Genomic DNA, 25,748 nt, shown 5'->3' with positions numbered 1-25,748 from the left:
GCCCGCCGCTCGCTATCAGCGCGTGAAGCTCTGAACGTTGCCTGCGTCGACGTTGATGATGTTGCCAGTCGACTTGGCCGAAAGATCAGATGCCAGGAAGTAGACCGCTTCGGCGATATCTTCCGGGAACACGTTGAGCTTCAGCATCGAGCGCTTGCGGTAATGTTCCTCCAGATCATCCACCTCGATCTTCGAAGAGGCAGCACGCTGCTCGCGCCATTCGCCGCTCCAGATCTTCGAGCCGCGAAGGACGGCATCCGGATTGACGGTATTGACGCGGATGCCGGCGTCCGCACCTTCCAGCGCCAGGCAACGGGCAAGATGGATTTCCGCAGCCTTCGCCGTGCAATAGGCGGCGGCATTCGGCGACGCAGCCAAGCCGTTCTTCGATGCGATGAAGACGACATTGCCACCGAGGGCCTGACGACGGAATAGGCGGAAGGCTTCACGCGAGACGAGGAAATAGCCGGTCGCCAGAATGTCGATGTTGCGGTTCCACGTCGATAGCTCGGTCGTTTCGATCGGCGCCGAGGAAGCGATGCCGGCATTCGAGACGAGGATATCGATGCCGCCGAATTCAACGCAGGAGTCTGCGAAAGAGGCGATGACACCGTCTTCCTTGGTGACGTCGAGCTTCAAGGTACGTACAGCGTCAGCGCCGTATTTCTTCACGAATTCGGCTTCGGTCGTCTCAAGTGCGGCCTGATCGATATCGGCAAGCACCACGCAGGCGCCCTCGCCAACGAGACGTGCAGCCGTTGCGCGGCCGATGCCGCCGGCGCCACCGGTAACGAAGGCGACCTTGCCGGCCAGGCTCTTCGGCTTCGGCATGCGCTGCAGCTTGGCCTCTTCCAGCAGCCAGTATTCGATATCGAAGGCTTCCTGCTCCGGCAGGCCCTGATATTCGGAGACCGTCGAGGAACCGCGCATCACGTTGATGGCGTTGACATAGAATTCGCTGGCAATACGGGCCGTTGCCTTGTCACGGGCAAAGGAGAGCATGCCGACGCCCGGCACCAGGAAGATGACCGGATTGGCGTCACGCATGGCCGGCGAATTGTCATGCTTGCAGGCATTGTAATAGCGGGAATAGTCGGCGCGGTAGTCTTCAAGCGCCCTGTCGAGACCGGAGATGATTGCATCGACATCGGGTTTTGCCGGATCGAGATCAACGATCAGCGGGCGGATCTTCGTGCGCAGGAAATGGTCAGGGCAGCTGGTGCCGAGCGCACCCAGCGGACGCAGGTTCTTCGAATTGACGAATTCCAGAACCGCATCCTGATCGTCAAAATGGCCGAGCTTGCGCTCCTGCTTGCCGATACGGCCGCGAATTTCCGGCATCAAACGGGCGGCGATGGCACGGCGCTCGGCGACCGGTAGGCTTTCAACGACGGCGCCGCCGAAGATCGTCTTGCCTTCGGTCTGGCCGGCAAACCACTCGATCGCCTTGTTGATGATATCGAGCGTCAGCTCGTAGCAGGCCTTGGCATCGTTGTCCCAAGTGAAGAGGCCGTGGCTTTCGAGCACGACGCCCTTGGCGCTTGGGTTCGCCTTGACGAAAGCTTCGAGATCGAGGCCGAGCTGGAAGCCCGGACGGCGCCAGGGCAGCCAGCCGATCGCATCACCGAAGACCTGCTTGGTCAACTCCCTGGAGTTCTTGGAGGCGGCGATCGCGATGATCGCGTCCGGATGCATATGGTCGACATGCGTATAGGGCACGAAACCATGCAGCGGCGTGTCGATCGAGGCGGCACGGGCATTCAGGTTGAAGGTGCAATGCGGCAGGAAGCCGACCATGCGGTCCTCGTCCTCGACACCCTTGTAGATGCCCTTCAGCGATTCCAGCTTGTCCTGATAGAGGGTCGCGAACCCGTCGAGCTTGATCGTCCCGACGTCGCCGCCCGAGCCCTTGACCCAGAGCACCTTAACCTTGCCACCATCAAGCGGATCGGTCTCCATGACCTTGGCCGAGGTATTGCCGCCGCCATAATTGGTGATGCGCTTGTCGCCGCCGAGAAGATTCGAGCGATAGAGAAGCTTGCCGGGCTCATCGAGGCCCGCCGCATAAGCATCATCCCACCGGTTCTCGAGAAGTCGAACCTTTGCCGCCATGTCATCCTCCCATATAGGCTTGTTTATAGGCCTGTGGGGCGCCGCGATCAGCACGCCCTTTCGCTCACGGTATCGCGCATCAAAATGGCGCTTGTCAATCGAAAACGATCAAATTCGATTATGCTGCATCGCAATATGAAAATTTATGATCGTTTCTGATTGACAGGCTTTAACGGATACGAAATAAATATGACAAGAGGAGGAGCCCAATGCACGAACGCGAACGCCATCGCATTATCTTAAGCGCCGTTCAGGAAAAGTCCGTCGTTACGATTCAGGACATTTCCGAGCTGACGGACGCTTCTGAAGCGACGATCAGGCGCGACATTGCGGCTCTTCACGTGCAGGGCAAGATCCGGCGTGTTCGTGGCGGCGCGGAAGCCGTGCACCCCCCGCAGCTCGGAAATCTTGCGGGCCGTCCCTTCCGAGTATCAGAATCGGTCAATATCGATAAAAAGCGCTCAATCGCACGCGCGGCCGTCGATCTCTGTGAAGCGGGCGATGCCATTATCATCAATGGCGGCACGACTACCTTCCAGATGGTGCATTACATGGCCGGCCATCGCATGCAGGTCATGACCAATTCCTTCGCTATTGCCGAACATCTGGTGAAGCACTCCAAGAACACAGTGACGGTGCCGGGCGGCGCGATTTATCGTGAACAGAGCCTGATCCTGTCGCCCTTCGACAATGACGCGATCCGCAATTTCTATGCGCGGCGCATGTTCATCGGCGCCCAGGGCGTCGGCCCGCTCGGCATCATGGAAGCGGATGCCCTCATCATTCAGAGCGAGCAGAAACTTATGCACCAGGCCGACGAACTCATCGTCATGGTCGATTCAAGCAAATTCAATCGCCGGTCGAGCCTCATTCTTTGCCCGCTAGACCGTGTATCCGTGGTTATCACCGATGACGGCATCTCGGAGGAAGCGGCTCGCATGATCGAGAATGCCGGCGTCCGGCTCGTGGTCGCGAGCCCGATGGCCCAGGCTGTGAAGGAGGATTCCTCGTCGGTCGCATGAGGCGTCGGCGAGGTGTGGAAGTCTAAATCTTAGTGGGAGGACATGACATGAAATTTGCAAAGACACTTGCAATCGGTGTGGCTTTTGCCGTCGCCATGATGGCTGGCGCCGCAAGCGCCAAGGACATCAAGATCGGCCTGGTCGTAAAGTCGCTCGGCAACGGCTTCTTCGACGCCGCCAACAAGGGCGCCCAGGAAGCGGCCAAGGAACTCGGCGGCGTGGAAGTCATCTACACCGGCCCGACAAGCACGACGGCCGAAGGTCAGATCGAAGTTATCAACTCGCTGATTGCGCAGGGCGTTGACGCCATCGCGATCTCGGCAAATGACCCGGATGCCGTCGTTCCTGCGCTGAAGAAGGCTACCCAGCGCGGTATCAAGGTTATTTCCTGGGACTCCGGCGTTGCCCCTGAAGGCCGCATCCTGCAGCTCAACCCGTCGTCGAACGAACTGATCGGCAAGATGTGCCTGACGCTCGCCAAGGATCATCTTGACGGCGGCAAGGGTGACTTCGCCATCCTGTCGGCAACGACGACCTCGACCAACCAGAACATCTGGATCGACCAGATGAAGAAGCAGCTCAAGGATTTCCCGGGCCTCAATCTCGTCACCACGGTTTACGGCGACGACCTCTCGGACAAGTCCTATCGTGAAGCCGAAGGCCTGCTGAAGTCCAACCCGAACGTCAAGGTCATCGTCGCTCCGACGACGGTCGGCGTTCTGGCTGCTTCGAAGGTCGTCGAAGACAAGGGTCTGGTCGGCAAGGTCTACGTGACTGGCCTCGGCCTGCCGTCTGAAATGGCTGGCGCGATCAAGTCCGGCGCGACCAAGGAATTCGCCATCTGGAACCCGATCGACCTTGGCTACTCTGCAACGCAGATCGCCTATCACCTGGCAAAGGGTGATGCCGACGGCAAGCCGGGCAGCGAAATCGAAGCCGGCCGCATGGGCAAGATCAAGATTGGCGACAATGGCGAAGCTGCTATGGCAGACCCCTTTGTCTACAATGCCTCGAACATCGACCAGTTCTCCAAGGTCTTCTGATTTCAGAGATCATGAACGGACACCCGGCGGCTCTGCCGCCGGGCTTCTCTTTCGATGGTGGTAAGCTTGCTGATGACCTCTGCCCTTCAACACCCCGTCTCGGACCCAAAACCCGATGACGCAACCGGCATTCTGGAAATGCGCGGCATCTCGCAGATTTTCCCGGGCGTGAAGGCGCTCGATAATGTCAGCATCGCGCTCTATCCCGGCAAGGTGACGGCACTGATCGGCGAAAACGGCGCCGGCAAGTCGACACTCGTCAAGATCCTGACCGGAATCTATCGTCCGAATGAGGGCGAAATCATCGTCGACGGCAAACCGGTGCACTTCGCGACAGCACAAGCCGCGATCGATGCCGGCGTGACCGCCATTCACCAGGAGACCGTGCTCTTCGACGAGCTTTCGGTCGCCGAGAATATCTTCCTCGGCCATGCGCCGCGCACACGCTGGCGCACCATCGACTGGAGCGAGATGAACAGCCGCGCCAGAACGCTGCTGACCTCGCTCGAAAGCAATATCGATCCGACGATCCGCCTGAAAGACCTCTCGATTGCGCAGCGTCATCTCGTGGCGATCGCCCGCGCTTTGTCGATCGAGGCCCGCATCGTCATCATGGACGAACCGACCGCAGCGCTCTCCCGCAAGGAGATCGACGATCTTTTCCGTATCGTCGAGGGTCTCAAGGCAAGCGGCAAGGCCATCCTCTTCATCAGCCATAAGTTCGATGAGCTCTACGAGATCGCGGACAATTACGTCGTCTTCCGCGACGGCCGCGCTGTCGGCCATGGGAAGCTGAAGGAAACGCCGCAGGACGAAATCGTTCGCATGATGGTCGGCCGCGATGTCGAAAACGCGTTCCCGAAGATCGATGTGGCAATCGGCGGCGCAGTGCTCGAAGTCGAAAAATACAGCCACCGCACCGAATTCCGCGATATTTCACTGACGCTGCGCAAGGGCGAGATCCTCGGCGTCTATGGCCTGATCGGCGCCGGACGCTCGGAACTCGCCCAATCACTCTTCGGCATCACCAAGCCACTCTCCGGCAGGCTGACGCTCGAAGGCCGGGAAATTTCGATCAATTCCCCGCATGACGCCATCCGCGCCGGCATCGTCTACGTGCCGGAAGAGCGCGGCCGCCACGGCCTTGCGCTGCCGATGCCGATCTATCAGAACATGACGCTTCCGTCGCTGACGCGCACCTCGCGCAAGGGCTTCCTGCAGGCGGCAGAAGAATTCGCGCTCGCCCGTAAGTATGCCGAGCGGCTGGATCTGCGCGCTGCGGCCCTTTCCGTGCCTGTTGGTACGCTCTCAGGCGGCAACCAGCAGAAGGTCGTCATCGGCAAGTGGCTGGCCACCATGCCCAAGGTCATCATCCTCGATGAGCCAACCAAGGGCATCGATATCGGTTCGAAGGCAGCCGTCCACGGCTTCATCAGCGAACTCGCGGCCGAAGGCCTTTCCATCATCATGATCTCCTCCGAACTGCCCGAGATCATCGGCATGTCGGACCGCGTACTGGTCATGAAGGAGGGCCTGTCGGCAGGGCTCTTCGAGCGCGATCAGCTTTCGCCGGAAGCGCTGGTGCGTGCGGCGACCGGAAACGCATGAGGGGACGAGCATGATGAGACTAATCAGAAAACGCGAAACCCTGCTCTTCGCCATCATCGTGGTGATGATCGCCGTCTTTTCGACGCGCGCAGCCGATTTCGCCACTCCCGACAATCTCGCCGGTATCTTCAACGATACGGCAATCCTTATCATCCTGGCGCTTGCCCAGATGACGGTCATCCTGACGAAATCGATCGATCTTTCGGTCGCAGCCAACCTCGCCTTCACCGGCATGGCAATCGCGATGATGAACGCGGCCTTTCCCGGCCTGCCGCTGATCGTGCTCATCCTTGCGGCGATCGTGATCGGCGCAGCACTCGGCGCCATCAACGGCTTCCTCGTCTGGCGCCTCGAAATCCCGCCGATCGTCGTCACCCTCGGCACGCTTACCATCTATCGCGGCATGGCCTTCGTGCTGTCTGGCGGCGCCTGGGTCAATGCGCACCAGATGACGCCGATCTTCCTTGCCGTTCCCCGCACGCCGATCCTCGGACTGCCGATCTTAAGCTGGGTCGCCATCATCATCGTCGCTCTGATGTATATGCTGCTGCGCTACAGCCAGTTCGGCCGTTCGGCCTATGCGACCGGTGGCAATCCGACGGCTGCCGTCTATGCCGGTATCGATACGGGCAAGACGAAATTCCTGGCCTTCGTGCTCTCGGGCGCGCTCGCCGGGCTTTCCAGCTATCTCTGGGTATCGCGCTATGCGGTCGCCTATGTCGATATTGCCAACGGTTTCGAGCTCGACAGCGTCGCGGCCTGCGTGATCGGCGGCATCTCGATCGCCGGTGGTGTTGGCTCGGTTGCCGGCACGGTGCTCGGCGCACTCTTCCTCGGCGTCATCAAGAACGCCCTTCCCGTCATCGGCATTTCGCCCTTCACCCAGATGGCGATCTCCGGAACCGTCATCATCCTCGCCGTCGTCTTCAATGCAAGGCGCGAGCGTAATCGCGGCCGCATCATCCTGCGTGATCGCGCAGCAGCGGAGGTCGCAGCATGAGCATGGTTTCCGCAAATCCGGAAAAGCGCGTCATTCCCGATCGCCTCGGCACGCCCTTCAAGCGCATCATGGCGAGCTGGGAAGTGCTGCTCTTTGGGGTCGCCGTCTTGATCTTCATCTTCAATTCCGTGGCCTCGCCCTATTTCCTCGATGCCTGGAACCTCTCGGACGCGACCTTCAACTTCACCGAAAAGGCGATGATCGCCTTTGCCATGGCGCTGCTCGTCATCGCCGGCGAGATCGACCTCTCGGTCGCCGCCATCATCGCGCTCGCCTCGACAGCAATGGGCGCTGCGGCGCAGATGGGTGTCGGCACGCCAGGCCTCGTGCTGATCGGCATCGGCACCGGGCTTCTCTGCGGCATCTTCAACGGTTTCCTCGTCTCTGTTCTGAAACTGCCGTCGATCGTCGTCACCATCGGCACGATGAGCCTCTTCCGCGGCATTTCCTATATCGCGCTCGGCGACCAGGCCTATGGCAAATACCCGGCGGATTTCGCTTATTTCGGCCAGGGCTACGTCGTCTGGGTCTTCTCCTTCGAATTCGTGCTGTTCATCGTGCTGGCAATTCTCTTTGCGATCCTGCTGCATGCCACGAATTTCGGCCGGCAGGTCTATACGATCGGCAACAATGATTTCGCAGCTCGCTTCTCCGGCATTCCGGTCGAGCGCGTGAAATTCATCCTCTTCCTACTGACCGGCGTGATGAGCGGTGTCGCTGCGGTCTGCCTGACCTCGCGCCTCGGCTCGACCCGCCCGTCGATCGCGCAAGGGTGGGAACTCGAAGTCGTCACCATGGTCGTGCTCGGCGGCATCTCGATTCTCGGCGGCTCCGGTACGATCGGCGGCGTCGTCATCGCCGCCTTCGTCATGGGTCTCGTGACTTTCGGTCTTGGCTTGTTGAACGTGCCCGGCATCGTCATGTCGATCTTCATCGGCCTGCTCCTGATCATCACCATCGCGATCCCGATCATCGCCCGCCGCATCAAAGCCATGAGCGCCAAATGACACTGGAAAAACACGCCTTCAAGATGAAGCTCAATCCCGGCATGGAGGCCGAATACAGGAAGCGGCATGACGAGATCTGGCCGGAACTGGTCGACCTGCTGCACCAGTCTGGTGCCAGCGACTATTCCATCCATCTCGACCGCGAGACCAATACGCTTTTCGGCGTGCTGACCCGGCCGAAGGATCACACGATGGCAAGCCTGCCGGACCATCCGGTCATGAAGAAATGGTGGGCGCATATGGCCGATATCATGGCATCCAATCCGGATAATTCTCCCGTCCAGAGTGACCTCGTGACCGTCTTCCATATGCCATGAGCGACTACCGCCACATCGCCGTTCTCGATATCGGCAAGACAAACGCCAAGGTCGTCGTTCTCGACAGCGCGACGGGCGCCGAAATCGCCGTCCGCAAGCAACCGAATACGGTCATCCGCGACGGCCTCTATCCGCATTATGATATCGAAACGCTCTGGAGCTTCGCGCTTGCTTCGCTGAAAGCCTTTGCCAGCGAGCCGGGTTTCGACGCGATCTCGATCACCACCCATGGCGCAGCCGCCGCCTTGCTCGGCGCGGATGGCAAGCTGGCAATGCCCGTCATCGACTATGAGCATGAATATCCGCCTGAGATCCGTAACGCCTATGATGCGCTGCGGCCATCTTTTACCGAGACCTTCTCGCCCCGTCTTTCGATGGGCCTGAATATCGGCGCGCAGCTTCACTACCAGAAGACGGCTTTTGCCGAAGAATTCGCCAAGGTCGCCACCATCCTCACCTATGCACAATATTGGTCGGCGCGGCTGACTGGTGTCGCTGCGAACGAGGCAACCTCGCTCGGCTGTCATACGGACCTCTGGAATCCGAAGACAGGCGCATACTCCTCGCTGGTCGATACGCTTGCCATTCCCGACCGGATGGCGCCGATCCATTCGGCCTTTGATGCACTTGGTCCCGTTCTGCCCGATATCGCCGCTGAGATCGGTCTTTCCGTGCCCGTCTATTGCGGCATTCATGATTCAAATGCGTCGCTCCTGCCGCATCTTGTCGCCCGCGAGGCGCCCTTTGCCGTGGTCTCGACCGGCACCTGGGTCATCAATTTCGGTGTCGGGGGTGATCTGGCCCATCTTGACGCCAAGCGCGATGCGCTCGCCAATGTGGATGCCTATGGCCGCGCCGTACCCTCTTCCCGCTTCATGGGCGGCCGCGAATTCGAAATTCTCTCGGCCGAGATCGGTCAGGTCGGCGATGCCGAGGCAAAAGCCGCCATCGCTGATGTCGTGGCGAAAGGCATCTTGCTGCTACCGAATGTGGCACCGGGCTCCGGTCCCTTTCCGGGCAAGGTCAGCCGTTGGATCCACGCGGACGGAGCGAGCCGGCAGGAGCGCTATGCCGCAGCCTGCCTCTATCTCGCATTGATGACGGAGGCCTGCCTGGGGCTGATTGGCGCCAAGGGCCCAATCATCGTCGAGGGCCCTTTCGCATTGAACGAGACCTATCTGTCGCTGATTGCTGCAATCACCGGCCGCGATACGATGGCGCTGCCGGGCTCGACCGGCACCAGCCAGGGGGCGGCCCTTCTTGCCGGCATCAAGCCGGTATCCGGTGTGGAAAAACACTTCTCACCCCAGGCAATTCCGGGCCTCTCCGCCTATCGGGAGCGCTGGTACGCCGCGATGGAATAACAGTGTTTCCAAGACTGGCCTTGTTCATGTCGGCCGCGCCGCTAGTGTGGCACCTTTCGATTTGATGGAGGAAACAGCATGACTGAATCATTCGACCCGCGCGCACTGGCCGCCAAACTCTACAGCCTGCGCCAGGCCGGAAAGCAGGAGCCGACGAGCGCCTTTCCGCTGCCGAGCGACCTGCACAAGGCTATGGAAGCGCAAAACTTCCTGAAGGCCGAAGAAGAGGTCGCGAGCAACGCCTGGAAGGTCACGGCCTCGCCCGAGGGCCAGCCGGTCACCGCACCTCTCCATCCCTATGCCGAAGCCGTATCGGGTGCGACCATTGCCTGGTATCCGGGCCTGAAATTCGAAACCGAAATCGCCGTGCGCTTCGGCAAGGATCTACCCTATCGCAAGGGTGCTCCCTACAGCCGCGCCGAAGTTCTGGACGCGATTTCCACTGCCTATCTCGGCGCCGAGCTGCTCGTCAGCGCGGTAAAAGAAAGCGGCAGCGTGTCCTTCCTCCTCTTCCTAGCAGACCGCCTCGGCAATAGCGGCTACGTGCTCGGACCCTCCGTTGCAAAGAGCTTCATCGATATCGCCGCAAGCACGCCGTTGAAGGTCACGCAGGACAGCAAGACGATCTATGATGGTCTTGCCAAACATCCGAAGGGCGACGTCGTGACCTGGCTGGTCGACTACGCGAACGACCCGTTGCGGCCAGAAGATTCGCTGAAATCGGGCGCGCTCGTCACCACCGGCACGCTCAGCGGCGCCGTTGAACTCACCGAACCCGGCGAGATCGACATCCGCTTCGGCGACGGCGCAAGGCTGACCTTCTCGGTCGCCTGAGATCGGTATTTCCGCCAGCATAAACTGGGTGATTGTCATCCTGCTCCGCCTCCTATAATAAACTTGAGTTTAATACGAAGGTTTATTCGGCTGTCAGGCCGGAGGCGGAAGTGGAAATGACGTTTCAACCGCGCATGCAAAACAGGATTCACGGCTTTTCCGTCACGAAGGGCGTCAATCGCCGGGTGTGGAACGGCATCGTGGCGGATGTCTGGGATGTGGACTGCGCTCCCCATTCCGGTGGCTATTACGTGTCGCGCGACCCGCGGCTTTTCATCCTCCTTGAAAAGCGCGGGCCGGGCAATTCGCGGGTAAAGCTCTCGCCACGCACCCACGGCACGGTGCAGGACACCGAAAAGCGGCCGATCTCCTACGTGCCAGCCGACATGGAAGTCTGGGCCGATCTGGTGGATGTGCATTCGCTGCGCCATCTCGACATCCATTTCGATGTCGAGACCATCAGCCGAAGGCTCGGCGATGATCTCGATCCGCAGCGCCTTGCCAATGCCCAGCTCCTGTTTTCCGACGAGCGCCTTTTGTCGCTCGCCCAGTTGATTGCCGCCGAATGCATTAATCCGCAACCGCTGCATGATCTCTACGGCGACGGCCTGTCGCTCTCCCTCATCATCGATGTGCTGAAGCTCACCAAGGTGCAGCCGCGCAAGCGCAGCAAGCTTGCCGGCTGGCAATTGCGCCGCGCCACCGATTTCATCGAGGAAAATTGCCTGCGCAATATCCGCCTGGAAGAGCTGGCATCCGTCACCGGCCTGTCGCAATCGCATTTCAGCCACGCCTTCAAGGCATCGACCGGCGTTGCACCCCATCAATATCAGACCAATGTCCGCCTCGACCGCGCAAAACACCTGCTGGTGCGCGGTGAATACCCCCTGACAACCATCGCTGTGGAAACCGGCTTTGCCGATCAGGCCCATTTCACCCGTGTCTTCCGCAAGAATTTGGGAACCACGCCGGCGAACTGGAAAAAGGCGCAGATTGCGTAATTGCAACACATCAGAGCATTTGCGTGCAGCGCGGAAAATTGCCCAAGAACGTTCAATTTCCACCCGATCGCGACAATCCGCCCGATTAAATTTGAGTTAAACACTCGACTTATTCAAGGCCATACCGCGGCAGGAAAAGCCGCGGCACGAGTGGGGTAATCTATGCGAGCGCAGACCAAGGGGCTCACCTTCAGGGCATATCTACTGGCAGGAACGGCTGTCACCAGCATCATGGCGGCATCCTCCGCTCTTGGTCAGGACGCCAGCCCGACGCAACTGGCGCCGATCGTCCTCCAGGGCGGCAGCGATAGCGCCACCGCTCCGGTCAAAGGCTATGTCGCGAAGAATTCGTCTGCCGGCTCCAAGAGCGATACGCCGATCAACGAAATTCCGCAGTCGGTCTCCGTCATCGGCAAGCAGGAAATGGACGATCGCGGCATCACCAACAAGGTCGATGAAGCACTGCTCTATACGCCCGGCGTCATCGCCCAGCCCTATGGCAACGACCCCGATACCGACTGGTTCTACATTCGCGGCTTCAACGCCACACAGACCGGCGTCTTCTTCGACAACCTCACCCTCTTCAGCTACGGCTTCGGCGGCTTCCAGATCGATCCCTTCATGCTGGAGCGTGTCGATGTTCTAAAAGGCCCCGCCTCGGTTCTCTATGGCGGCGCCAACCCGGGCGGCATCATCAATCTCGTGCGCAAGCGCCCGCTCGACGAGCCGCTCTATTACACCGATATCGGCATCAACAGTAATGGCAACGCCTTTACGGGATTTGACATCTCCGACAAGGTCGGCTCTAGCGATACGATGACCTACCGCATCACCGGCAAGGTTGCAGGCGGCGATAATTATTCGGATTTCTCGCATGATTTCCGTGGCTTCATTATGCCGCAACTGGAAATCGCGCCTGATGATGCGACACGCTTCACGGTCTGGGGCTATCTCGGCGGCCTCGACCAGGTCCATACCGGCAACGGCTTCTTCCCCTATGTCGGTACGGTCAAGGACGCACCCTTCGGCAAGATCCCACGCGATGCCTTCTATGGCGAACCCGACATCGACGACGGCAGCTATGTCCAGAAGATGATCGGTTATGAGTTCCAGCACGAGTTCGACAACGGCATCAAGTTCTCGCAGAACCTGCGTTACGGCCGCCTCGACAAGCACGAGATCGGTCCATACCTCAACGGCTGGGTTGGCGGCGTGCCGACTGGCCCAGACTATCTGCTTGGCCGCATCGGTTTCGAAGGCCGTTCCGGCGTCGATTCCTTCGGCATAGACAACCGGCTGGAAGGCGAAGCCGAATTTGGCGGCGCTACGCACAACATGCTCGTCGGCCTCGATTACAAATATTACAACCTCGATAATCTGCAGAAATGGCCGACATGGCCGATCTCTGCAACACCGATCAGCGCCACCGATCCGATCTACGGCCTGCCGCAGCCCGCCAACAGCACACAGATCGACCAGGTCGTCACGCAAAGGCAGCTCGGCATTTATGGGCAGGACCAGATCCACTTCGGCGACGGCTGGTTGCTGACGCTCAACGGCCGCTATGACTATGTCGACACCGATTCCGATGCGATCGTCGGAACGACCTACAATTCCGACGACAGTGCCGTCAGCGGACGTGTCGGCCTGGCCTACGAATTCGACAACGGCCTGACGCCTTATGTCAGCGCCGCGACCTTCTTCAATCCGTTGATCGGCACAGGCGTATCCGGTGCGCTGAAGCCAGAGGAAGGCCAGCAGTTCGAAGGCGGCATCAAGTATGATCCGACCTTCATCGACGGCACGCTCACGGCCTCGGTCTTCCACATCACCAAGCGCAACAACACGGTCACCAACCCTGCGACCTTCGCCCAGAGCCAACTTGGCGAAGTCGTTTCGCGCGGTGCCGAACTGGAAGGCAAGGTCAACCTCACCGACAACTGGAAGGTCCTCGCTTCGCTTGCCTATACAGATATGGAAGTGACGGAAAACGACGCCAATCCCACTCTTGTCGGCAAGTCGCCCTATATCGTGCCGAAGGTGACCGCCTCGCTCTGGGTCGACTACACGGTCACGACAGGCGCCATGGAAGGCCTGAGCTTCGGTGCGGGCGTCCGTCACCAGGGAACGTCCTGGGCTGATGAAGCCAATACCGAAAAAGTGCCGGCTGCTACTCTCGTCGATGCGGCGATCCGCTACGAAAAGGAAAACTGGGGCGCCTCTCTCAACGTCGCCAATCTCTTCGATAAGGAATATGTCGAAAGCTGCGGCGGCCTGACGGTCTGCGGTTATGGCGACGCGCGCACGGTCACTTTCAAGCTCAGCAAGAAATGGTAAGTTGACAAATAGAGTTTAGTTTTTCAGGAAGCTGCGATAAAGGGAGGGCTCGGCCCTCCCGAACCCTTTGCAGCCAAGCCGGAGTTTCCTCGTGTCCACGTCCTTCCTGAGCCTTTCCGGAATAGACTATGCCATCGGCGCCAGAACAATCCTCAACGGCATCGATCTGACGCTTGAGGCCGGCCGCATCTACGGCCTCGTCGGCCCCAACGGTTCCGGCAAAAGCACACTCCTCAAGACCATCGCCCGGCAGATTGCCCCGAAGAATGGTTCGATCTCCTTCGACGGCAAGGCGGCGGCTGACTGGGGCAGCCGCGCCTTTGCCCGCCATGTCGCCTATATGCCGCAATTCACGCCGGCGACCGACGGCATGACCGTGCGTGAACTCGTGGCGCTCGGCCGTTTTCCCTGGCACGGCACGCTCGGCCGCTTCAGCGCAGCGGATCGCGAGATGGTCGAGGAAGCGATCGTCCGCACCGAGCTTGAAGATTTTGCCGACCGCCTGGTCGCCAGCATGTCCGGTGGCGAGCGCCAGCGCGCCTGGATCGCGATGATGCTTGCCCAGAACGCCCGCTGCCTGCTACTCGACGAACCCACGTCGGCGCTAGACCTCGCCCATCAGGCAAGCGTGCTTTCGCTGGTGCAGGAACTCAGCCACGAGCGCGGGCTCACAGTCATCATCGTGCTGCATGACATCAATCTTGCTGCGCGCTATTGCGACGCGATCATCGCACTCAACCACGGCAAGATCACCGCCGAAGGCACGCCCGCCGAGATCATGCAGGCCGACAAACTGCAGTCGATCTTCGGTGTCGGCATGGGTGTCTTCCCGCATCCGGTTCGCAACGAGCCGGTCAGCTATCTGTTGTAGCCCATGGCATTGTTCTTCCGCAGGCAGTTTCTGGCCGGTGCGGCGGCTACGCTGTCGGCCCCCGCGCTCCTGCGGGCGGGTGACAGCCTGCGCGTCGCGACCCTCGATTGGGCTCTGCTCGAAACCCTGCTAGCGATCGGCGCCAATGTCGTTGCAGGAACGGAGTTGCGGCAGTTCCACGAGGTGGCGGTGACACCTGTCATTCCCGATGGTGTCGCCGATCTCGGCCTGCGTGGCACGCCGAATTTGGAAGTGCTGCGGTTTGCCCGCCCGGAGCTGATCTTCAATTCGAATTTCTATGCCTGGGCGGATGCCCGCATGCAGCCGATCGCGCCTGTTGAAAGTCACGCGATCTACAAGCCGGGCGAAAGCCCTTACGCGCTTGCCGAACAGGCAACGATCGCGATCGGCGAACGGCTGCAGCTTGCCGCCGCAAGGCAGCTCACGGAAGAGATCTCTGCCAAGCTCGACCGCTACAAGACGGGTTTTGCGGCAGGCGACGGCCGGCCCGTGATCCCGATCAATCTTGGTGACGCCAGGCATTTCCGCGTCTTTGGTTCGGATAGCATGTTCGGCGAGGTGCTGAAGCGCGTCGGCCTCACCAATGCCTGGCAGGGCGATACCAGCTATTCGGCTGCCGCCCCCGTCGGTATCGAAACGCTGGCCTCCATGCCGGATGCCTGGATCGTGATGATCCCACCGCACCCGGCCGATGCGATCGAGACCCTTTCGACCAGTGCCTTTTGGAATGCGCTGCCGGCGGTGCGCGAGAAGCGCGTGCTGATGCTCGACTCCATCAATCCCTACGGCGCTTTGCCGGCAGCCCTGCGCTTTGCCGATCTTTTGCAGGAGGGGCTTGGCCATGCATGGTATGGTTAGTCTCGCCCGACCTGCCCGCGGCCAGAGCATTCCGTTTGCCGCAATCGTGCTACCAGTTCTCTGCGTCGCTGCCTTCACGCTTCTGATCGCAACGCGCCCGCAGGTACCCGGCGACACCGCTCAAGCCGCTGTGCTCGATGGCGTGTTGCTCTGGAACAGCATTCTGCCTCGCGCCGTGCTGGCGCTGATCGCGGGTGCAGCACTCGGCCTTTCCGGTACGCTGCTGCAGCGCGTGCTGCGCAATCCGATCGCCGATGCCTCGACGCTCGGCATTGCCTCTGGCGCGGAACTGGCGATGACGGCCGCCCTCAGTTTCTCGCCACTGCTGATCGGGTTTTCGCGTGAGATTGTCGCCTTCGGCGGCGGGCTCAGCGCCGTCGCAATCGTGCTGGCGCTCAGCTGGCGACGCGGGCTCGATCCGGTCACTGTCGCGCTCTCGGGCATGATCGTCAGCATGATTGCCGCTGCCTTGAGCGTTACGCTCATCCTGGCGCGCGGCGAGTATGCCATGTCGATTTATATCTGGGGCGCCGGTTCGCTCAGCCAGCAGGACTGGACTGGCGTGCTTTCACTCGGGCCGCGCCTCATCCTCGGTTTCGCTGCCGCCATGCTGCTCGTACGGCCACTTCGCATTCTGACACTCGATGATAAGAGCGCCAGGAGCCTCGGGCTCGCACTACATTCCGCGCGCTTTACCATCCTCGCTCTTGCCGTCTGGCTCGCAGCCTCGGTCACCGCCGAAGTAGGCGTCATCGGCTTCCTCGGCCTTGCTGCCCCCGCAATCGCACGGCTCTTCGGCGCACGCAGCACCGGGAGCCTGATGATCGCAGCACCACTGACGGGTGCCGGTCTGCTATTCCTCACCGATTGCCTGACACAGATCCTCGGCGCGGGCTTCGCCGATCTTGCCCCGACCGGCGCCGCAACGGCCCTGCTTGGTGGACCGCTGCTACTTTTCCTGTTGCCGCGCGTCCATTCCGTCTCGGTCGGCGCCGCGCAGTCGGCTGCGGCCCTCAAGAGGCTGTCCAAGCCTCTGGTCACTCTCGCTGGGCTCTCTGCTGCGATCATTTTGCTCTTTATCGTCTTCCTCACCCTCGGTCCAGCCGATGACGGCTGGCATTTCGCCACCGGGATGCTCTTCACCGATCTGCTGCCCTTCCGCCTGCCGCGCACCATCGTTGCGGCCGGCGCCGGCGGCATGCTCGCGACAGCCGGTTTCATAATGCAGCGCGTGACCGGCAATCCAATCGCAAGTCCGGAAGTGCTCGGCATCAGCAGCGGCGCCGGCGCGGGGCTGACCATCGCGCTTTTCCTCTTCGGCTTCCCCTCGCCCGTCGTCATGCTGCTTGCCATGGCGCTGGGCGCACTCGCGGCCTTCGGGGCGATGATCGCCATTTCGGCTCGCGCGCAGTTCTCGCCGGAGCGCATGCTACTTGCCGGCGTCGGCATCGGTGCCTTCGGTATGGCGATCGTCACCATGGTACTCGCGCAGGGTGACATGCGCGGCTATATTCTGCTCACGTGGCTTTCCGGATCGACAAACCGCGCCGGAGCCTTCGAAGCCTGGACGGCGCTGATCTCTCTTATCGTGCTGGTGGCACCACTGCCCTTCCTCGGCCGCTGGCTGGCTATGCTGCCGCTTGGCGGCAATTCCAGTCGCGCGCTAGGCCTTCGCGTCGGCGCAAGCCGGCTGGCGCTGGCGATCCTCGCCGCATTGATGACGGCGACCGCATCCTTCCTCGTCGGACCGCTCAGCCTCACTGGGCTTATCGCGCCGCATCTTGCACGGCTTGCCTGCTTTCATCGGCCCACCCATCAGCTTGCCGCAAGCGTGCTCTTCGGCGCCGGCGTGCTGATGACGGCCGACTGGCTCTCCCGCGTCGTCATCTACCCCTATCAAGTGCCGGTCGGCCTCTTCGCGGCGCTGATCGGCGGGCCCTATCTCATCTGGCTGCTTTCGCGAAAGGACATCAAACAATGATGGCTGAACGTTTCACTGCATCCGGCGTCGCAATCGCCGTCGATCCCGGCCGAATGCTCGACGAGCTTTGCTCGCATTTCGTCGAACACAGCACCGTCAAACGCGACGGCGATCTGGTGACGCTGGAGATGACGATCGGCAAGGCGGACATCCGCCACGACGGCCCGGAGCTTGCGATCGAACTCTCCTGCAAGAGTGCCCGTGCGCTGCAGAATGTCCGCTCGGTGCTTGCCGAGCATCTCTTCCAATTCGCGGGAGAAGAGACTCTGGAGCTCACATGGTCGGACGCGCCAAAAGCGGACCGCCTGCCGGACCTGCGCGAGATCCGCGTGGTCAGCGCCCGCAACATCAGCCCGCATATGCGTCGGGTGACTGTCGCTTGCGACGATGCCAAGCATTTCGCTCACGGCGGATTGCATTTCCGTCTGCTCATTCCGCCGAAGGGTCGCACGCCCGTCTGGCCGAAACTGCGCCCGGACGGCCGCATCGAATGGGCAAAGAGCGAGGATGCGCTGACCGTGCGCATCTACACATTCCGCAGCATCGATCTGGAGCGCGGCGAAATCGATATCGATTTCGTGCTGCATGAAGGGGAAAACATGCCCGGCGCCGAATGGGCGTTGAATGCCAACCCCGGTGACATTGCCGGCGCGCTCGGCCCGGGCGGCGGCGGTGTGCCGGAAGCCACATCAATGATCCTTGCCGGCGATGAAACGGCATTGCCCGCCATCTCGCGCATTGCCGCGGAAGTTCCGGCTGGAACGCAGTTGCGGATTTTCCTCGAAGTCGATGGTCGCTCGGAAGAGCTTCCGCTGCCGTCAGCCGGCACCGTTAATCTCACATGGATGCATCGCAACGGCGCGCCCGCCGGCACGATGGGTCTGATCGAGGGCGCCATCAAGGATGCGCTGGCGGACGCCAATGCCGACACCTTCGTCTGGGCCGGCTGCGAAAGATCCGAGGCCAAGCGTATCCGCGATTTCCTCAAGACCGAACGTGGCCACGACCGCCACAAAATGAGCATCGGCGCTTACTGGGAGCGGTAAATCCGCCTCACGCCTTTTCGCGGAACATCTCGATGATGGCTGAGAAATCCCTGCCGCCGTTGCCGAGTTTCTCAAAGAGCGCATAGAGTTGTGCGGCCTCCGCACCAAGGGGCGTGGAGGCACCGCTCGCGAGCGCGGCCTCCTGCGAAAGCCTGAGATCCTTCAGCATCAAAGCTGCGGCAAAACCCGGCTTGTAATCATTGTTGGCAGGCGAGGTCGGCACCGGTCCCGGCACTGGGCAATAGGTGTTGATCGACCAGCACTGGCCAGATGAAGTGGAGGCAACGTCGAAGAGCGCCTGATGCGAGAGGCCGAGCTTTTCGGCGAGTACAAAAGCCTCGCAGACGCCGACCATGGAAATACCGAGGATCATGTTGTTGCAGATCTTCGCAGCCTGCCCTGCTCCGGCCTCGCCGCAATGGACGATCTTCTTGCCCATGGCCTCGAGGATCGGTTTTGCCTTGGCAAAGGCCTCTTCCGAGCCGCCGGCCATGAAGGTCAGCGTGCCGGCGCTCGCTCCACCCGTCCCGCCGGAAACCGGCGCATCGAGCGACAGGCAGCTCGTGGCCTTCGCCATCTCATGGGCCTTGCGGCTGCTTTCGACATCGATGGTCGAGCAATCGATCACCAGTGTGCCTTGTGCCGCCGATTGCAGGATATCGGCCCAAGCCGTGAGCACATGCTTGCCCTGCGGTAGCATGGTAATGACGATCTCAGCGTCCTTGACCGCCTGGCTGGCATGGCTGGCGGGCTTCACGCCGCTCTCCTCGGCTGCCTTCAGCACTGGTGCGGCCAGATCGAAGCCGAGAACCTTATGACCGGCCTTGACAAGATTGGCGGCCATCGGCCCGCCCATATTGCCAAGCCCGATAAATCCGATCCTTGCCATGCTTATCTCCTATCTGTTGTCCTCGATGATCATGGTGGCCGCCTTTTCGGCGATCATGATCGTCGGCGAATTGGTGTTGCCGGACGTGATGGCCGGCATCACCGAGGCATCGGCGATCCTGAGCTTGCCGAGCGCCCGCACTCTCAGCCGGGGATCGACGACACTTTCCCTGTCGACACCCATGCGGCAGGTGCCGACGGGATGGAAGATCGTCGTGCCGATATCGCCTGCCGCCTTTTCCAGTTCTGCCTCGCTCTGATAGCTCGGCCCCGGTTTGAATTCCTCCGGGTGGAAACGGGCGAAAGAAGGCTGTGCGACGATCCTGCGCGTCAGCTTTATCGAACGAACAGCTATGTCGCGATCGCGCTGCGTCGAGAGGTATCTTGGCGCAATGGTCGGTTGCGCGGCAAAATCCGGGCTGGAAACATGCACCGATCCCCGGCTTTCCGGCCTGAGGTTGCAAACGCTCGCCGTGATCGCCGGGAAGGCGTGGACGGGATCGCCGAACTTATCGAGCGACACCGGCTGCACGTGGTACTGAAGATCCGGCGTTTCCTTGTCCGGGCCGGAACGGGTGAAGATGCCGAGCTGGCTCGGCGCCATCGCCATCGGACCGGACCGATGCATGAGATATTCGAGCCCGATCGCCGCCTTACCGATCAGCTTCGACGCCTTTTCGTTGAGCGTGGGCACGCCTGTTACCTTATAGGCCAGTCGAAGCTGCAGATGATCCTGCAGGTTTTCGCCGACGCCCTTGACCTCGGTCAGCACATCAATGCCGGCTTGATGCAGAACCTCTCCGCGGCCGATGCCGGAAAGTTCCAGAATATGCGGCGAACCGATGGAGCCCGCCGACAGCACGGTTTCCTTCGCGGCATAAGCCCGCTTGGCCGTACCGCCATGCTGGAACTCGACGCCGACGACGGCGCCTTCCTCGACCAGCAGCCGCCGCACCTGCGCCTTAGTCATCACAGTCAGGTTGCCGCGTTTCATCGCCGGGCGCAGAAAGGCCTTCGTCGTATTCCAGCGGATGCCGGAACGCTGGTTTACGTCGAAATAGCCGGAACCTTCGTTGCTGCCGCGGTTGAAATCCGCCGTTTCCGGAATGCCGGCTTCCCTGGCCGCCTGCTGGAAGGCGTCGAGCACGGCCCAGCGCACGCGCGCCTTTTCCACGCGCCATTCGCCGCCAGCGCCATGCATCTCATCCTCGCCCTGATAATGATCCTCCGACTTGCGGAAGTAAGGCAGGACATCATCCCAGCCCCAACCGGTGCAACCCATCTGCCGCCAGAGGTCGTAATCGCGGGCCTGGCCGCGCATGTAGATCATGCCGTTGATCGAGGAGCAGCCGCCGAGCACCTTGCCGCGCGGATAGTTCAGCGCTCGTCCGTTCAGCCCGTCCTCGGGCGCTGTCGTGAAACACCAGTCGGTGCGCGGATTGTTGATGCAGTAGAGGTAGCCGACGGGAATGTGGATCCAGTGATAATTGTCGTTGCCACCCGCCTCCAGCAGCAAGACCCTTGTATTGCGGTCGGCTGACAGCCTGTTTGCGAGCACGCAGCCGGCGCTGCCTGCGCCGATGATGATATAGTCATAGCGATCCATGGATCATGCACTCCGATGTGGCTGCGTCCCGCCTCCCCAGCGCCGAGGAGGCGGGATTTCGCGGCGCTGCTGTACATCTTCCCCCGTTGCAGGAGAGGAGGTCCGCCCGTTCAGCGACGATAGACAAAGCCCAGTTTACGCCCGAGCCGCGAGGCATAGAATTCACCGATAATGCCGCGGCGGAAGATCAGCACGCAGATCATGAAGACCACGCCGGTGATGATCGTCACCGGAAATTCCGAGGTGGCGAGATAGTTCTGCAGCGTCACGACGAGGCCGGCACCGAAAACCGGGCCGATCAGCGTGCCGATGCCGCCGAGCAGCGTCATCAGGATCACCTCGCCCGACATCTGCCAGGCGACATCCGTCAGCGTCGCAAACTGGAAGACCAGCGATTTGACCGATCCGGCAAGCCCGGCAAGGGCTGCCGACATCACGAAAGCGCCGAGCTTGTAGCGCGCCACGGAATAGCCGAGCGAGATCGCCCGTTGCTCGTTCTCGCGGATCGATTTCAGGATCATGCCGAAGGGCGAATTGATGAAGCGCCAGATGATCAGAAGTCCGATCACGAACACCGCCAGCACGAAATAGTACATGTTGGTGGAGCTGTTGAGATCGATGAAGCCGAAGAGATGACCGCGCGGCACGGACTGGATGCCGTCCTCACCTTCAGTGAATTTTGCCTGCAGGCAGAAGAAGAAGAACATCTGCGAGAGCGCCAGCGTGATCATCGCAAAATAGATGCCCTGCCGGCGGATCGCGAAGAAGCCCATGACGAGGCCGAGAAGTGCCGCCCCGGCAACGCCGACGAGAATGCCGAGTTCCGGCGGAAATCCCCAACTCTTGACTGTATAGGCGGTGAAATAAGCAGCCCCGCCGAAAAAAGTCGCATGGCCGAAGGAAAGCAGGCCGGTATAGCCGAGCAACAGGTTGAAGGCACAGGCAAAGAGCGCGAAGCAGAGCAGCTTCATCAGGAAGATCGGGTAGAAGAAGAAGGGCGCCAGCAGCAGAAGTAGCATCCCGATGATCAGGAACCCTGTCTGCACCGAAAGTGCGGTGCGGCTCTTTTCCGTTCGGATGGTTTCGGTGATGTCAGCCATGTCACGCATCCCGACCGAAGAGGCCCGCGGGCCTGATGAGAAGCACGATCGCCATGATCACGAAGATGACGATATTGGAGGCTTCCGGATAGAAGACCTTGGTCAGGCCTTCCGCGATGCCAAGCACATAGCCGGTAATGATGGCGCCCATGATCGAGCCCATGCCGCCGACGACGACCACGGCAAAGACGACGATGATCATGTTCGACCCCATCAGCGGCGAAACCTGGTAGATGGGTGCAGCAAGCACACCGGCAAAGGCAGCAAGACCGGCACCGAGCGCATAGGTGAAGGTCAAGAGGACCGGCACGTTGACGCCGAAGACCTGCACCAGAGTGGCATTTTCCGTCGCCGAGCGCAGATAGGCGCCGAGCTTGGTCTTTTCGATCAAGAGCCAGGTGCCAATGCAGATCACTAGCGAAACGACCACCACCCAGCCGCGGTAGATCGGCAGGAACATGAATCCCAGGTTCATGCCGCCGGCAAGTGCGGGCGGCGTTGCATAGGGCTGGCCCGAAGAGCCGTAGAGATAACGGAACGTGCCTTCGACGGCGAGCGCCAGACCGAAGGTGAAGAGCAGGCCGTAGAGCGGATCGAGATCGTAGAGCCGGCGCAGAAAGAGACGCTCGACAACAGCGCCGGCTATCCCGACTATGACGGGCGCCAGGATCAGCGACGGCCAGTAGCCGATACCGAGATAATTCAAGAGCAGATAGGCGACGAAGGCGCCAAGCATGTACTGGGCGCCGTGCGCGAAGTTGATGACGCGCAGAAGACCGAAAATGATCGCAAGGCCAAGGCTCAGAAGTGCATAGAAAGACCCGTTGATCAGGCCGATCAGCAGCTGGCCGAGCAGCGCCTGCAAGGGAATGCCGAAGATCATCGTCATCGCGTCACACTCCCAGAACCTTGTGCAGCATATCCATGCGCTGCGGCAGCTCGCCGACCGGGAATTCCGAGACCATCTGGCCATGATCCATCAGATAGAAGCGATCGGCAATACGGCTTGCAAAGCGGAAATTCTGTTCGACGAGCACGATGGTCATGCCGCGCTCCTTCAGCGTCTTCAAAACCTCGCCGATACGCTGGACGATAACAGGCGCTAGCCCCTCGGTCGGCTCATCGAGCAACAGCAGGCGCACGCCGGTGCGCAGGATGCGGGCGATCGCCAGCATCTGCTGCTCACCGCCCGAAAGCTTGGTGCCGGAACTCGTGCGCCGCTCATAAAGGTTTGGAAAAAGCTCGTAGATTTCATCGAGGGTCATGCCGCCAGGCGCCACCACAGGCGGCAGCATCAGATTTTCCGAAACCGTCAGCGTCGCGAAGATGCCGCGCTCCTCCGGCACGAAACCGATACCCTTATGTGCGGTCTTATGCAGCGGCACCTGCATCATATCCGTGCCAGCAAAGCTTATCCTACCCTTTCGGGAGCGCACGATACCGGTGATGGTGCGCAAAGTCGTCGTCTTGCCAACACCATTGCGGCCGAGAATGGTGATCATCTCGCCCTCACCGACCGTCATGTCGATCCCGTGCAGGACATGGCTTTCGCCATACCAGGCATTCAGACCCTGAATTTCGAGAAGCGGCGCCATCAGTGGTGCTCCTCGGTGCCCATATAGGCCTGCCGCACGCGCTCGTCCTGGCTGACGGTCGCGTAGTCGCCCTCGGCGAGGATTTCACCACGCTGTAGCACGGTCACATGCCGGCAGATATTGGCGACGACAGAGAGATTGTGCTCAACCATCAACACCGCCCGCTCGCGGGCGACATCGCGGATGATGGCGGAGACGACGCTGACATCCTCCTGGCCCATGCCGGCCATCGGCTCGTCGAGCAGCAGCACTTTCGGATCGAGCGCCAGCGTTGTGGCGATTTCAAGCACGCGCTTGCGGCCATAGGAAAGATCGGCGGCGATATGATCGCGTTCCTTGGAAAGCCCGACACTGGCAAGCAGTTGCTCGGCGCGGTCGTTCAGGCTGTCGAGTGCCGAAAGCGGCCGCCAGAACTGCGTGGAAAGATTGTTTGGCCGCTGCAGGGCGACCCGCACATTGTCGAGCACGGAAAGATGGGGGAAGACGGCGGAGATCTGGAATGAGCGGACGAGGCCCATGCGCGCCACCCGATCCGGTGGCGTCCTGGTGATGTCGGTCCCCATCAGCGTGATCGTGCCTGATGTCGGCTGAAGGAACTTGGTGAGCAGGTTGAACACCGTCGTCTTGCCTGCACCATTTGGCCCAATCAGCGCATGCACGCTTGCATCATGCACATCGAGATCGACATTCTTGACGGCCGTGAAGCCGCCGAAATCACGGCGCAGGCCGCGGGCGGAAAGCACCACCCGCGGCTTGGCCTGAGTTTCAATTGCGGAAACCGCCATCGCTCACTTCACCAGATCGCAGCCGCTCTTGGCGGGGTCGATATAGGCTTCCTTGCCCGGAATGGTGGCGAGGACGTTGAAGTAGTCCCAAGGCTCCTTGCTTTCCGCGGGTTTCTTGACCTGCAGCAGATACATGTCGTGGATCATGCGGCCGTTCGGGCCGACCGTGCCGCCACGGCCGAAGACATCATCGACGGGCATTTCATGCAGCTGCTTGGCGACGGCTTCCGTCTCATCCGTGCCGGCCTTCTGGATCGCCTTCAGATATTGCAGAACAGCCGAATAGGTGCCGGTGTGGACCATGTTCGGCATCTTGCCGGTACGGGCGAAGAACTTCTTGGCGAATTCCCGGCTCTGGTCATCGCGGTTCCAGTAATAGCCTTCCGTCAGCGTAAGGCCCTGTGCGGCCTCCATGCCCAAGCCATGAACTTCGGCAAGCGTGAAGAGCAGTGCCGCCAGATGCTGGCCGCCTTGGGTGATGCCGAATTCAGCAGCCTGCTTGATGGCGTTCGACGTATCGAGACCGGCATTGGCAAGGCCTATGACCTTGGCGCCTGATGATTGCGCCTGCAGCAGGAAGGACGAGAAGTCCTGGGTCGACAAGGGATGGCGCACCGAACCGACGACCGTGCCGCCGCTCGCCTTCACGTAATCGGTGGTCTGCTGCTCCAGCGAATAACCGAAGGCATAGTCCGCTGTCAGAAAGAACCAGCTGTCGCCGCCCTGTTTGACCAGCGCACCGCCGGTGCCGACGGCCAGAGCATGGGTGTCATAGGCCCAATGGAAGCCATAAGGCGAGCAGGCCTTGCCGGTGAGATCCGTTGTCGCAGCACCGGTAACGATATCGATCTTCTTCTTTTCCTTGGCGATGGCCTGCACAGCAAGCGCCACGGAAGAGGTCGTCAGCTCCATGATGGCGTCGACCTGCTCGGTGTCATACCACTGGCGGGCAATGTTGGAAGCGATATCAGGCTTGTTCTGGTGGTCGGCATCGACGATTTCGACCGGCATGTCGAGCACCTTGCCGCCGAAGTCCTCGACGGCCATCTTGGCAGCCTCGACAGAGGACTTGCCACCGAAGTCGGCATAAACGCCCGACTGGTCGTTCAGAATGCCGATCTTGACCTTACCATCGGAAATGGCAGCACTCTGGGCAAACACGGCGGTGCTGCTTGCAAGCAAAAATGCAACGGACGCAATGAAATTCTTTCGCATAGTCTCTCCTCCCAGAGATTGGCCAGATAACGAATCTGTTCAAATTTGGCGACCCGCCCTCCTCAAAGCGGCCGCTCCGCCCTTACGATCACGGAATTTCCTCGATGAGGCAACTGCCGGTTTACATCTAATTCCAA

Annotated in this window: 22 protein-coding genes; 14 read left to right on the top strand and 8 right to left on the bottom strand. The window is 60.7% G+C overall.

The features are described 5' to 3' along the window. Positions 1–15 precede the first annotated feature (15 nt). Positions 16–2,112: a bifunctional rhamnulose-1-phosphate aldolase/short-chain dehydrogenase gene (locus tag AB8B33_RS27405; RefSeq protein WP_439017775.1), complete on the bottom strand. Its 2,097-nt coding sequence runs from the start codon at positions 2,110–2,112 to the stop codon at positions 16–18. Positions 2,113–2,321: 209 nt separating this feature from the next. Between AB8B33_RS27405 and AB8B33_RS27400 the strand changes: the two genes are divergently transcribed. The 14 genes from AB8B33_RS27400 (at position 2,322) to AB8B33_RS27335 (ending at position 18,422) form a co-directional block, all read left to right on the top strand. Next, positions 2,322–3,134, top strand: a complete 813-nt coding sequence (locus tag AB8B33_RS27400; protein ID WP_113321437.1) for a DeoR/GlpR family DNA-binding transcription regulator — start codon at positions 2,322–2,324, stop codon at positions 3,132–3,134. Positions 3,135–3,181: 47 nt separating this feature from the next. Beyond that, positions 3,182–4,177: a rhamnose ABC transporter substrate-binding protein gene (gene rhaS, locus AB8B33_RS27395; RefSeq protein WP_439017774.1), complete on the top strand. Its 996-nt coding sequence runs from the start codon at positions 3,182–3,184 to the stop codon at positions 4,175–4,177. A gap of 72 nt (positions 4,178–4,249) precedes the next feature. Next, positions 4,250–5,785, top strand: coding sequence for a sugar ABC transporter ATP-binding protein (locus AB8B33_RS27390; protein ID WP_439017773.1), 1,536 nt, complete (start codon positions 4,250–4,252; stop codon positions 5,783–5,785). A 10-nt stretch (positions 5,786–5,795) separates the two neighbouring features. Next, positions 5,796–6,785: an ABC transporter permease gene (locus AB8B33_RS27385; protein WP_113321439.1), complete on the top strand. Its 990-nt coding sequence runs from the start codon at positions 5,796–5,798 to the stop codon at positions 6,783–6,785. Next, complete coding sequence (locus AB8B33_RS27380) at positions 6,782–7,792, top strand: ABC transporter permease (protein ID WP_439017772.1); 1,011 nt, start codon at positions 6,782–6,784, stop codon at positions 7,790–7,792. The genes AB8B33_RS27385 and AB8B33_RS27380 overlap by 4 nt, the downstream gene beginning before the upstream one ends. Then, positions 7,789–8,109 (top strand): L-rhamnose mutarotase, encoded by a 321-nt coding sequence (gene rhaM, locus AB8B33_RS27375; RefSeq protein ID WP_113321441.1) that lies wholly within the window; start codon positions 7,789–7,791, stop codon positions 8,107–8,109. The genes AB8B33_RS27380 and rhaM overlap by 4 nt, the downstream gene beginning before the upstream one ends. After that, positions 8,106–9,473 carry an FGGY-family carbohydrate kinase gene (locus tag AB8B33_RS27370; RefSeq protein ID WP_439017771.1) on the top strand — a complete coding sequence of 456 codons (1,368 nt, stop codon included), beginning with the start codon at positions 8,106–8,108 and terminating at the stop codon, positions 9,471–9,473. The genes rhaM and AB8B33_RS27370 overlap by 4 nt, the downstream gene beginning before the upstream one ends. A 78-nt stretch (positions 9,474–9,551) precedes the next feature. Next, positions 9,552–10,307, top strand: coding sequence for a fumarylacetoacetate hydrolase family protein (locus tag AB8B33_RS27365; RefSeq protein ID WP_439017770.1), 756 nt, complete (start codon positions 9,552–9,554; stop codon positions 10,305–10,307). Positions 10,308–10,423: 116 nt separating this feature from the next. Continuing rightward, positions 10,424–11,308, top strand: a complete 885-nt coding sequence (locus AB8B33_RS27360; protein ID WP_439017769.1) for a helix-turn-helix domain-containing protein — start codon at positions 10,424–10,426, stop codon at positions 11,306–11,308. 162 nt (positions 11,309–11,470) lie between these two features. Beyond that, the gene (locus tag AB8B33_RS27355; RefSeq protein WP_439017768.1) at positions 11,471–13,645 is read left to right on the top strand and encodes a TonB-dependent siderophore receptor; all 2,175 of its coding nucleotides are present in this window, start codon (positions 11,471–11,473) and stop codon (positions 13,643–13,645) included. A gap of 91 nt (positions 13,646–13,736) precedes the next feature. Then, a complete protein-coding gene (locus tag AB8B33_RS27350) occupies positions 13,737–14,516 on the top strand; it encodes an ATP-binding cassette domain-containing protein (RefSeq protein ID WP_113321446.1) in 780 nt (259 codons plus the stop codon). 3 nt (positions 14,517–14,519) lie between these two features. After that, positions 14,520–15,395, top strand: a complete 876-nt coding sequence (locus AB8B33_RS27345) for an ABC transporter substrate-binding protein (RefSeq protein ID WP_439017767.1) — start codon at positions 14,520–14,522, stop codon at positions 15,393–15,395. Next, complete coding sequence (fhuB, locus tag AB8B33_RS27340) at positions 15,388–17,376, top strand: Fe(3+)-hydroxamate ABC transporter permease FhuB (protein ID WP_439018862.1); 1,989 nt, start codon at positions 15,388–15,390, stop codon at positions 17,374–17,376. Before AB8B33_RS27345 ends, fhuB begins: the two co-directional genes overlap by 8 nt. Beyond that, complete coding sequence (locus AB8B33_RS27335; protein WP_439017766.1) at positions 17,373–18,422, top strand: DUF2218 domain-containing protein; 1,050 nt, start codon at positions 17,373–17,375, stop codon at positions 18,420–18,422. The genes fhuB and AB8B33_RS27335 overlap by 4 nt, the downstream gene beginning before the upstream one ends. Before the next feature lie 7 nt (positions 18,423–18,429). Here the strand turns inward: AB8B33_RS27335 and mmsB are convergent, their stop codons facing one another. The 7 genes from mmsB to AB8B33_RS27300 form a co-directional block, all read right to left on the bottom strand. Next, positions 18,430–19,311: a 3-hydroxyisobutyrate dehydrogenase gene (gene mmsB, locus AB8B33_RS27330; RefSeq protein WP_113321450.1), complete on the bottom strand. Its 882-nt coding sequence runs from the start codon at positions 19,309–19,311 to the stop codon at positions 18,430–18,432. Positions 19,312–19,320: 9 nt separating this feature from the next. After that, positions 19,321–20,916 (bottom strand): GMC family oxidoreductase, encoded by a 1,596-nt coding sequence (locus AB8B33_RS27325; protein WP_439017765.1) that lies wholly within the window; start codon positions 20,914–20,916, stop codon positions 19,321–19,323. Between the two features lie 110 nt (positions 20,917–21,026). After that, positions 21,027–22,016, bottom strand: coding sequence for a branched-chain amino acid ABC transporter permease (locus tag AB8B33_RS27320; protein WP_439017764.1), 990 nt, complete (start codon positions 22,014–22,016; stop codon positions 21,027–21,029). Between the two features lies 1 nt (position 22,017). Next, a complete protein-coding gene (locus AB8B33_RS27315; protein ID WP_439017763.1) occupies positions 22,018–22,905 on the bottom strand; it encodes a branched-chain amino acid ABC transporter permease in 888 nt (295 codons plus the stop codon). Between the two features lie 4 nt (positions 22,906–22,909). Beyond that, positions 22,910–23,611, bottom strand: a complete 702-nt coding sequence (locus tag AB8B33_RS27310) for an ABC transporter ATP-binding protein (protein WP_113321454.1) — start codon at positions 23,609–23,611, stop codon at positions 22,910–22,912. Continuing rightward, positions 23,611–24,396 (bottom strand): ABC transporter ATP-binding protein, encoded by a 786-nt coding sequence (locus tag AB8B33_RS27305; RefSeq protein WP_113321455.1) that lies wholly within the window; start codon positions 24,394–24,396, stop codon positions 23,611–23,613. The genes AB8B33_RS27310 and AB8B33_RS27305 overlap by 1 nt, the downstream gene beginning before the upstream one ends. A gap of 3 nt (positions 24,397–24,399) precedes the next feature. Beyond that, positions 24,400–25,611, bottom strand: a complete 1,212-nt coding sequence (locus AB8B33_RS27300) for an ABC transporter substrate-binding protein (protein ID WP_113321456.1) — start codon at positions 25,609–25,611, stop codon at positions 24,400–24,402. Between the last annotated feature and the right edge of the window lie 137 nt (positions 25,612–25,748).

Source organism: Rhizobium sp. 768_B6_N1_8 (genome assembly GCF_051811225.1).
GTDB lineage: Bacteria > Pseudomonadota > Alphaproteobacteria > Rhizobiales > Rhizobiaceae > Rhizobium.
Note: the sequence above shows the minus strand (reverse complement) of the source record. Positions and strands in the feature narration are given on the sequence as shown.

Excerpts from the sequence above, each read along its gene's own strand:
- fhuB (WP_439018862.1), top strand. The coding sequence starts at position 15,388 with ATGGTTAGTCTCGCCCGACCTGCCCGCGGCCAGAGCATTCCGTTTGCC.
- AB8B33_RS27380 (WP_439017772.1), top strand. The coding sequence starts at position 6,782 with ATGAGCATGGTTTCCGCAAATCCGGAAAAGCGCGTCATTCCCGATCGC.
- AB8B33_RS27365 (WP_439017770.1), top strand. The coding sequence starts at position 9,552 with ATGACTGAATCATTCGACCCGCGCGCACTGGCCGCCAAACTCTACAGC.
- AB8B33_RS27320 (WP_439017764.1), bottom strand. The coding sequence starts at position 22,016 with ATGGCTGACATCACCGAAACCATCCGAACGGAAAAGAGCCGCACCGCA.
- AB8B33_RS27400 (WP_113321437.1), top strand. The coding sequence starts at position 2,322 with ATGCACGAACGCGAACGCCATCGCATTATCTTAAGCGCCGTTCAGGAA.
- mmsB (WP_113321450.1), bottom strand. The coding sequence starts at position 19,311 with ATGGCAAGGATCGGATTTATCGGGCTTGGCAATATGGGCGGGCCGATG.
- AB8B33_RS27305 (WP_113321455.1), bottom strand. The coding sequence starts at position 24,396 with ATGGCGGTTTCCGCAATTGAAACTCAGGCCAAGCCGCGGGTGGTGCTT.
- AB8B33_RS27360 (WP_439017769.1), top strand. The coding sequence starts at position 10,424 with ATGACGTTTCAACCGCGCATGCAAAACAGGATTCACGGCTTTTCCGTC.
- AB8B33_RS27405 (WP_439017775.1), bottom strand. The coding sequence starts at position 2,112 with ATGGCGGCAAAGGTTCGACTTCTCGAGAACCGGTGGGATGATGCTTAT.
- AB8B33_RS27315 (WP_439017763.1), bottom strand. The coding sequence starts at position 22,905 with ATGACGATGATCTTCGGCATTCCCTTGCAGGCGCTGCTCGGCCAGCTG.
- AB8B33_RS27370 (WP_439017771.1), top strand. The coding sequence starts at position 8,106 with ATGAGCGACTACCGCCACATCGCCGTTCTCGATATCGGCAAGACAAAC.
- AB8B33_RS27335 (WP_439017766.1), top strand. The coding sequence starts at position 17,373 with ATGATGGCTGAACGTTTCACTGCATCCGGCGTCGCAATCGCCGTCGAT.
- AB8B33_RS27310 (WP_113321454.1), bottom strand. The coding sequence starts at position 23,611 with ATGGCGCCGCTTCTCGAAATTCAGGGTCTGAATGCCTGGTATGGCGAA.
- AB8B33_RS27345 (WP_439017767.1), top strand. The coding sequence starts at position 14,520 with ATGGCATTGTTCTTCCGCAGGCAGTTTCTGGCCGGTGCGGCGGCTACG.
- rhaM (WP_113321441.1), top strand. The coding sequence starts at position 7,789 with ATGACACTGGAAAAACACGCCTTCAAGATGAAGCTCAATCCCGGCATG.
- AB8B33_RS27355 (WP_439017768.1), top strand. The coding sequence starts at position 11,471 with ATGCGAGCGCAGACCAAGGGGCTCACCTTCAGGGCATATCTACTGGCA.
- AB8B33_RS27385 (WP_113321439.1), top strand. The coding sequence starts at position 5,796 with ATGATGAGACTAATCAGAAAACGCGAAACCCTGCTCTTCGCCATCATC.
- rhaS (WP_439017774.1), top strand. The coding sequence starts at position 3,182 with ATGAAATTTGCAAAGACACTTGCAATCGGTGTGGCTTTTGCCGTCGCC.
- AB8B33_RS27390 (WP_439017773.1), top strand. The coding sequence starts at position 4,250 with ATGACCTCTGCCCTTCAACACCCCGTCTCGGACCCAAAACCCGATGAC.
- AB8B33_RS27325 (WP_439017765.1), bottom strand. The coding sequence starts at position 20,916 with ATGGATCGCTATGACTATATCATCATCGGCGCAGGCAGCGCCGGCTGC.
- AB8B33_RS27300 (WP_113321456.1), bottom strand. The coding sequence starts at position 25,611 with ATGCGAAAGAATTTCATTGCGTCCGTTGCATTTTTGCTTGCAAGCAGC.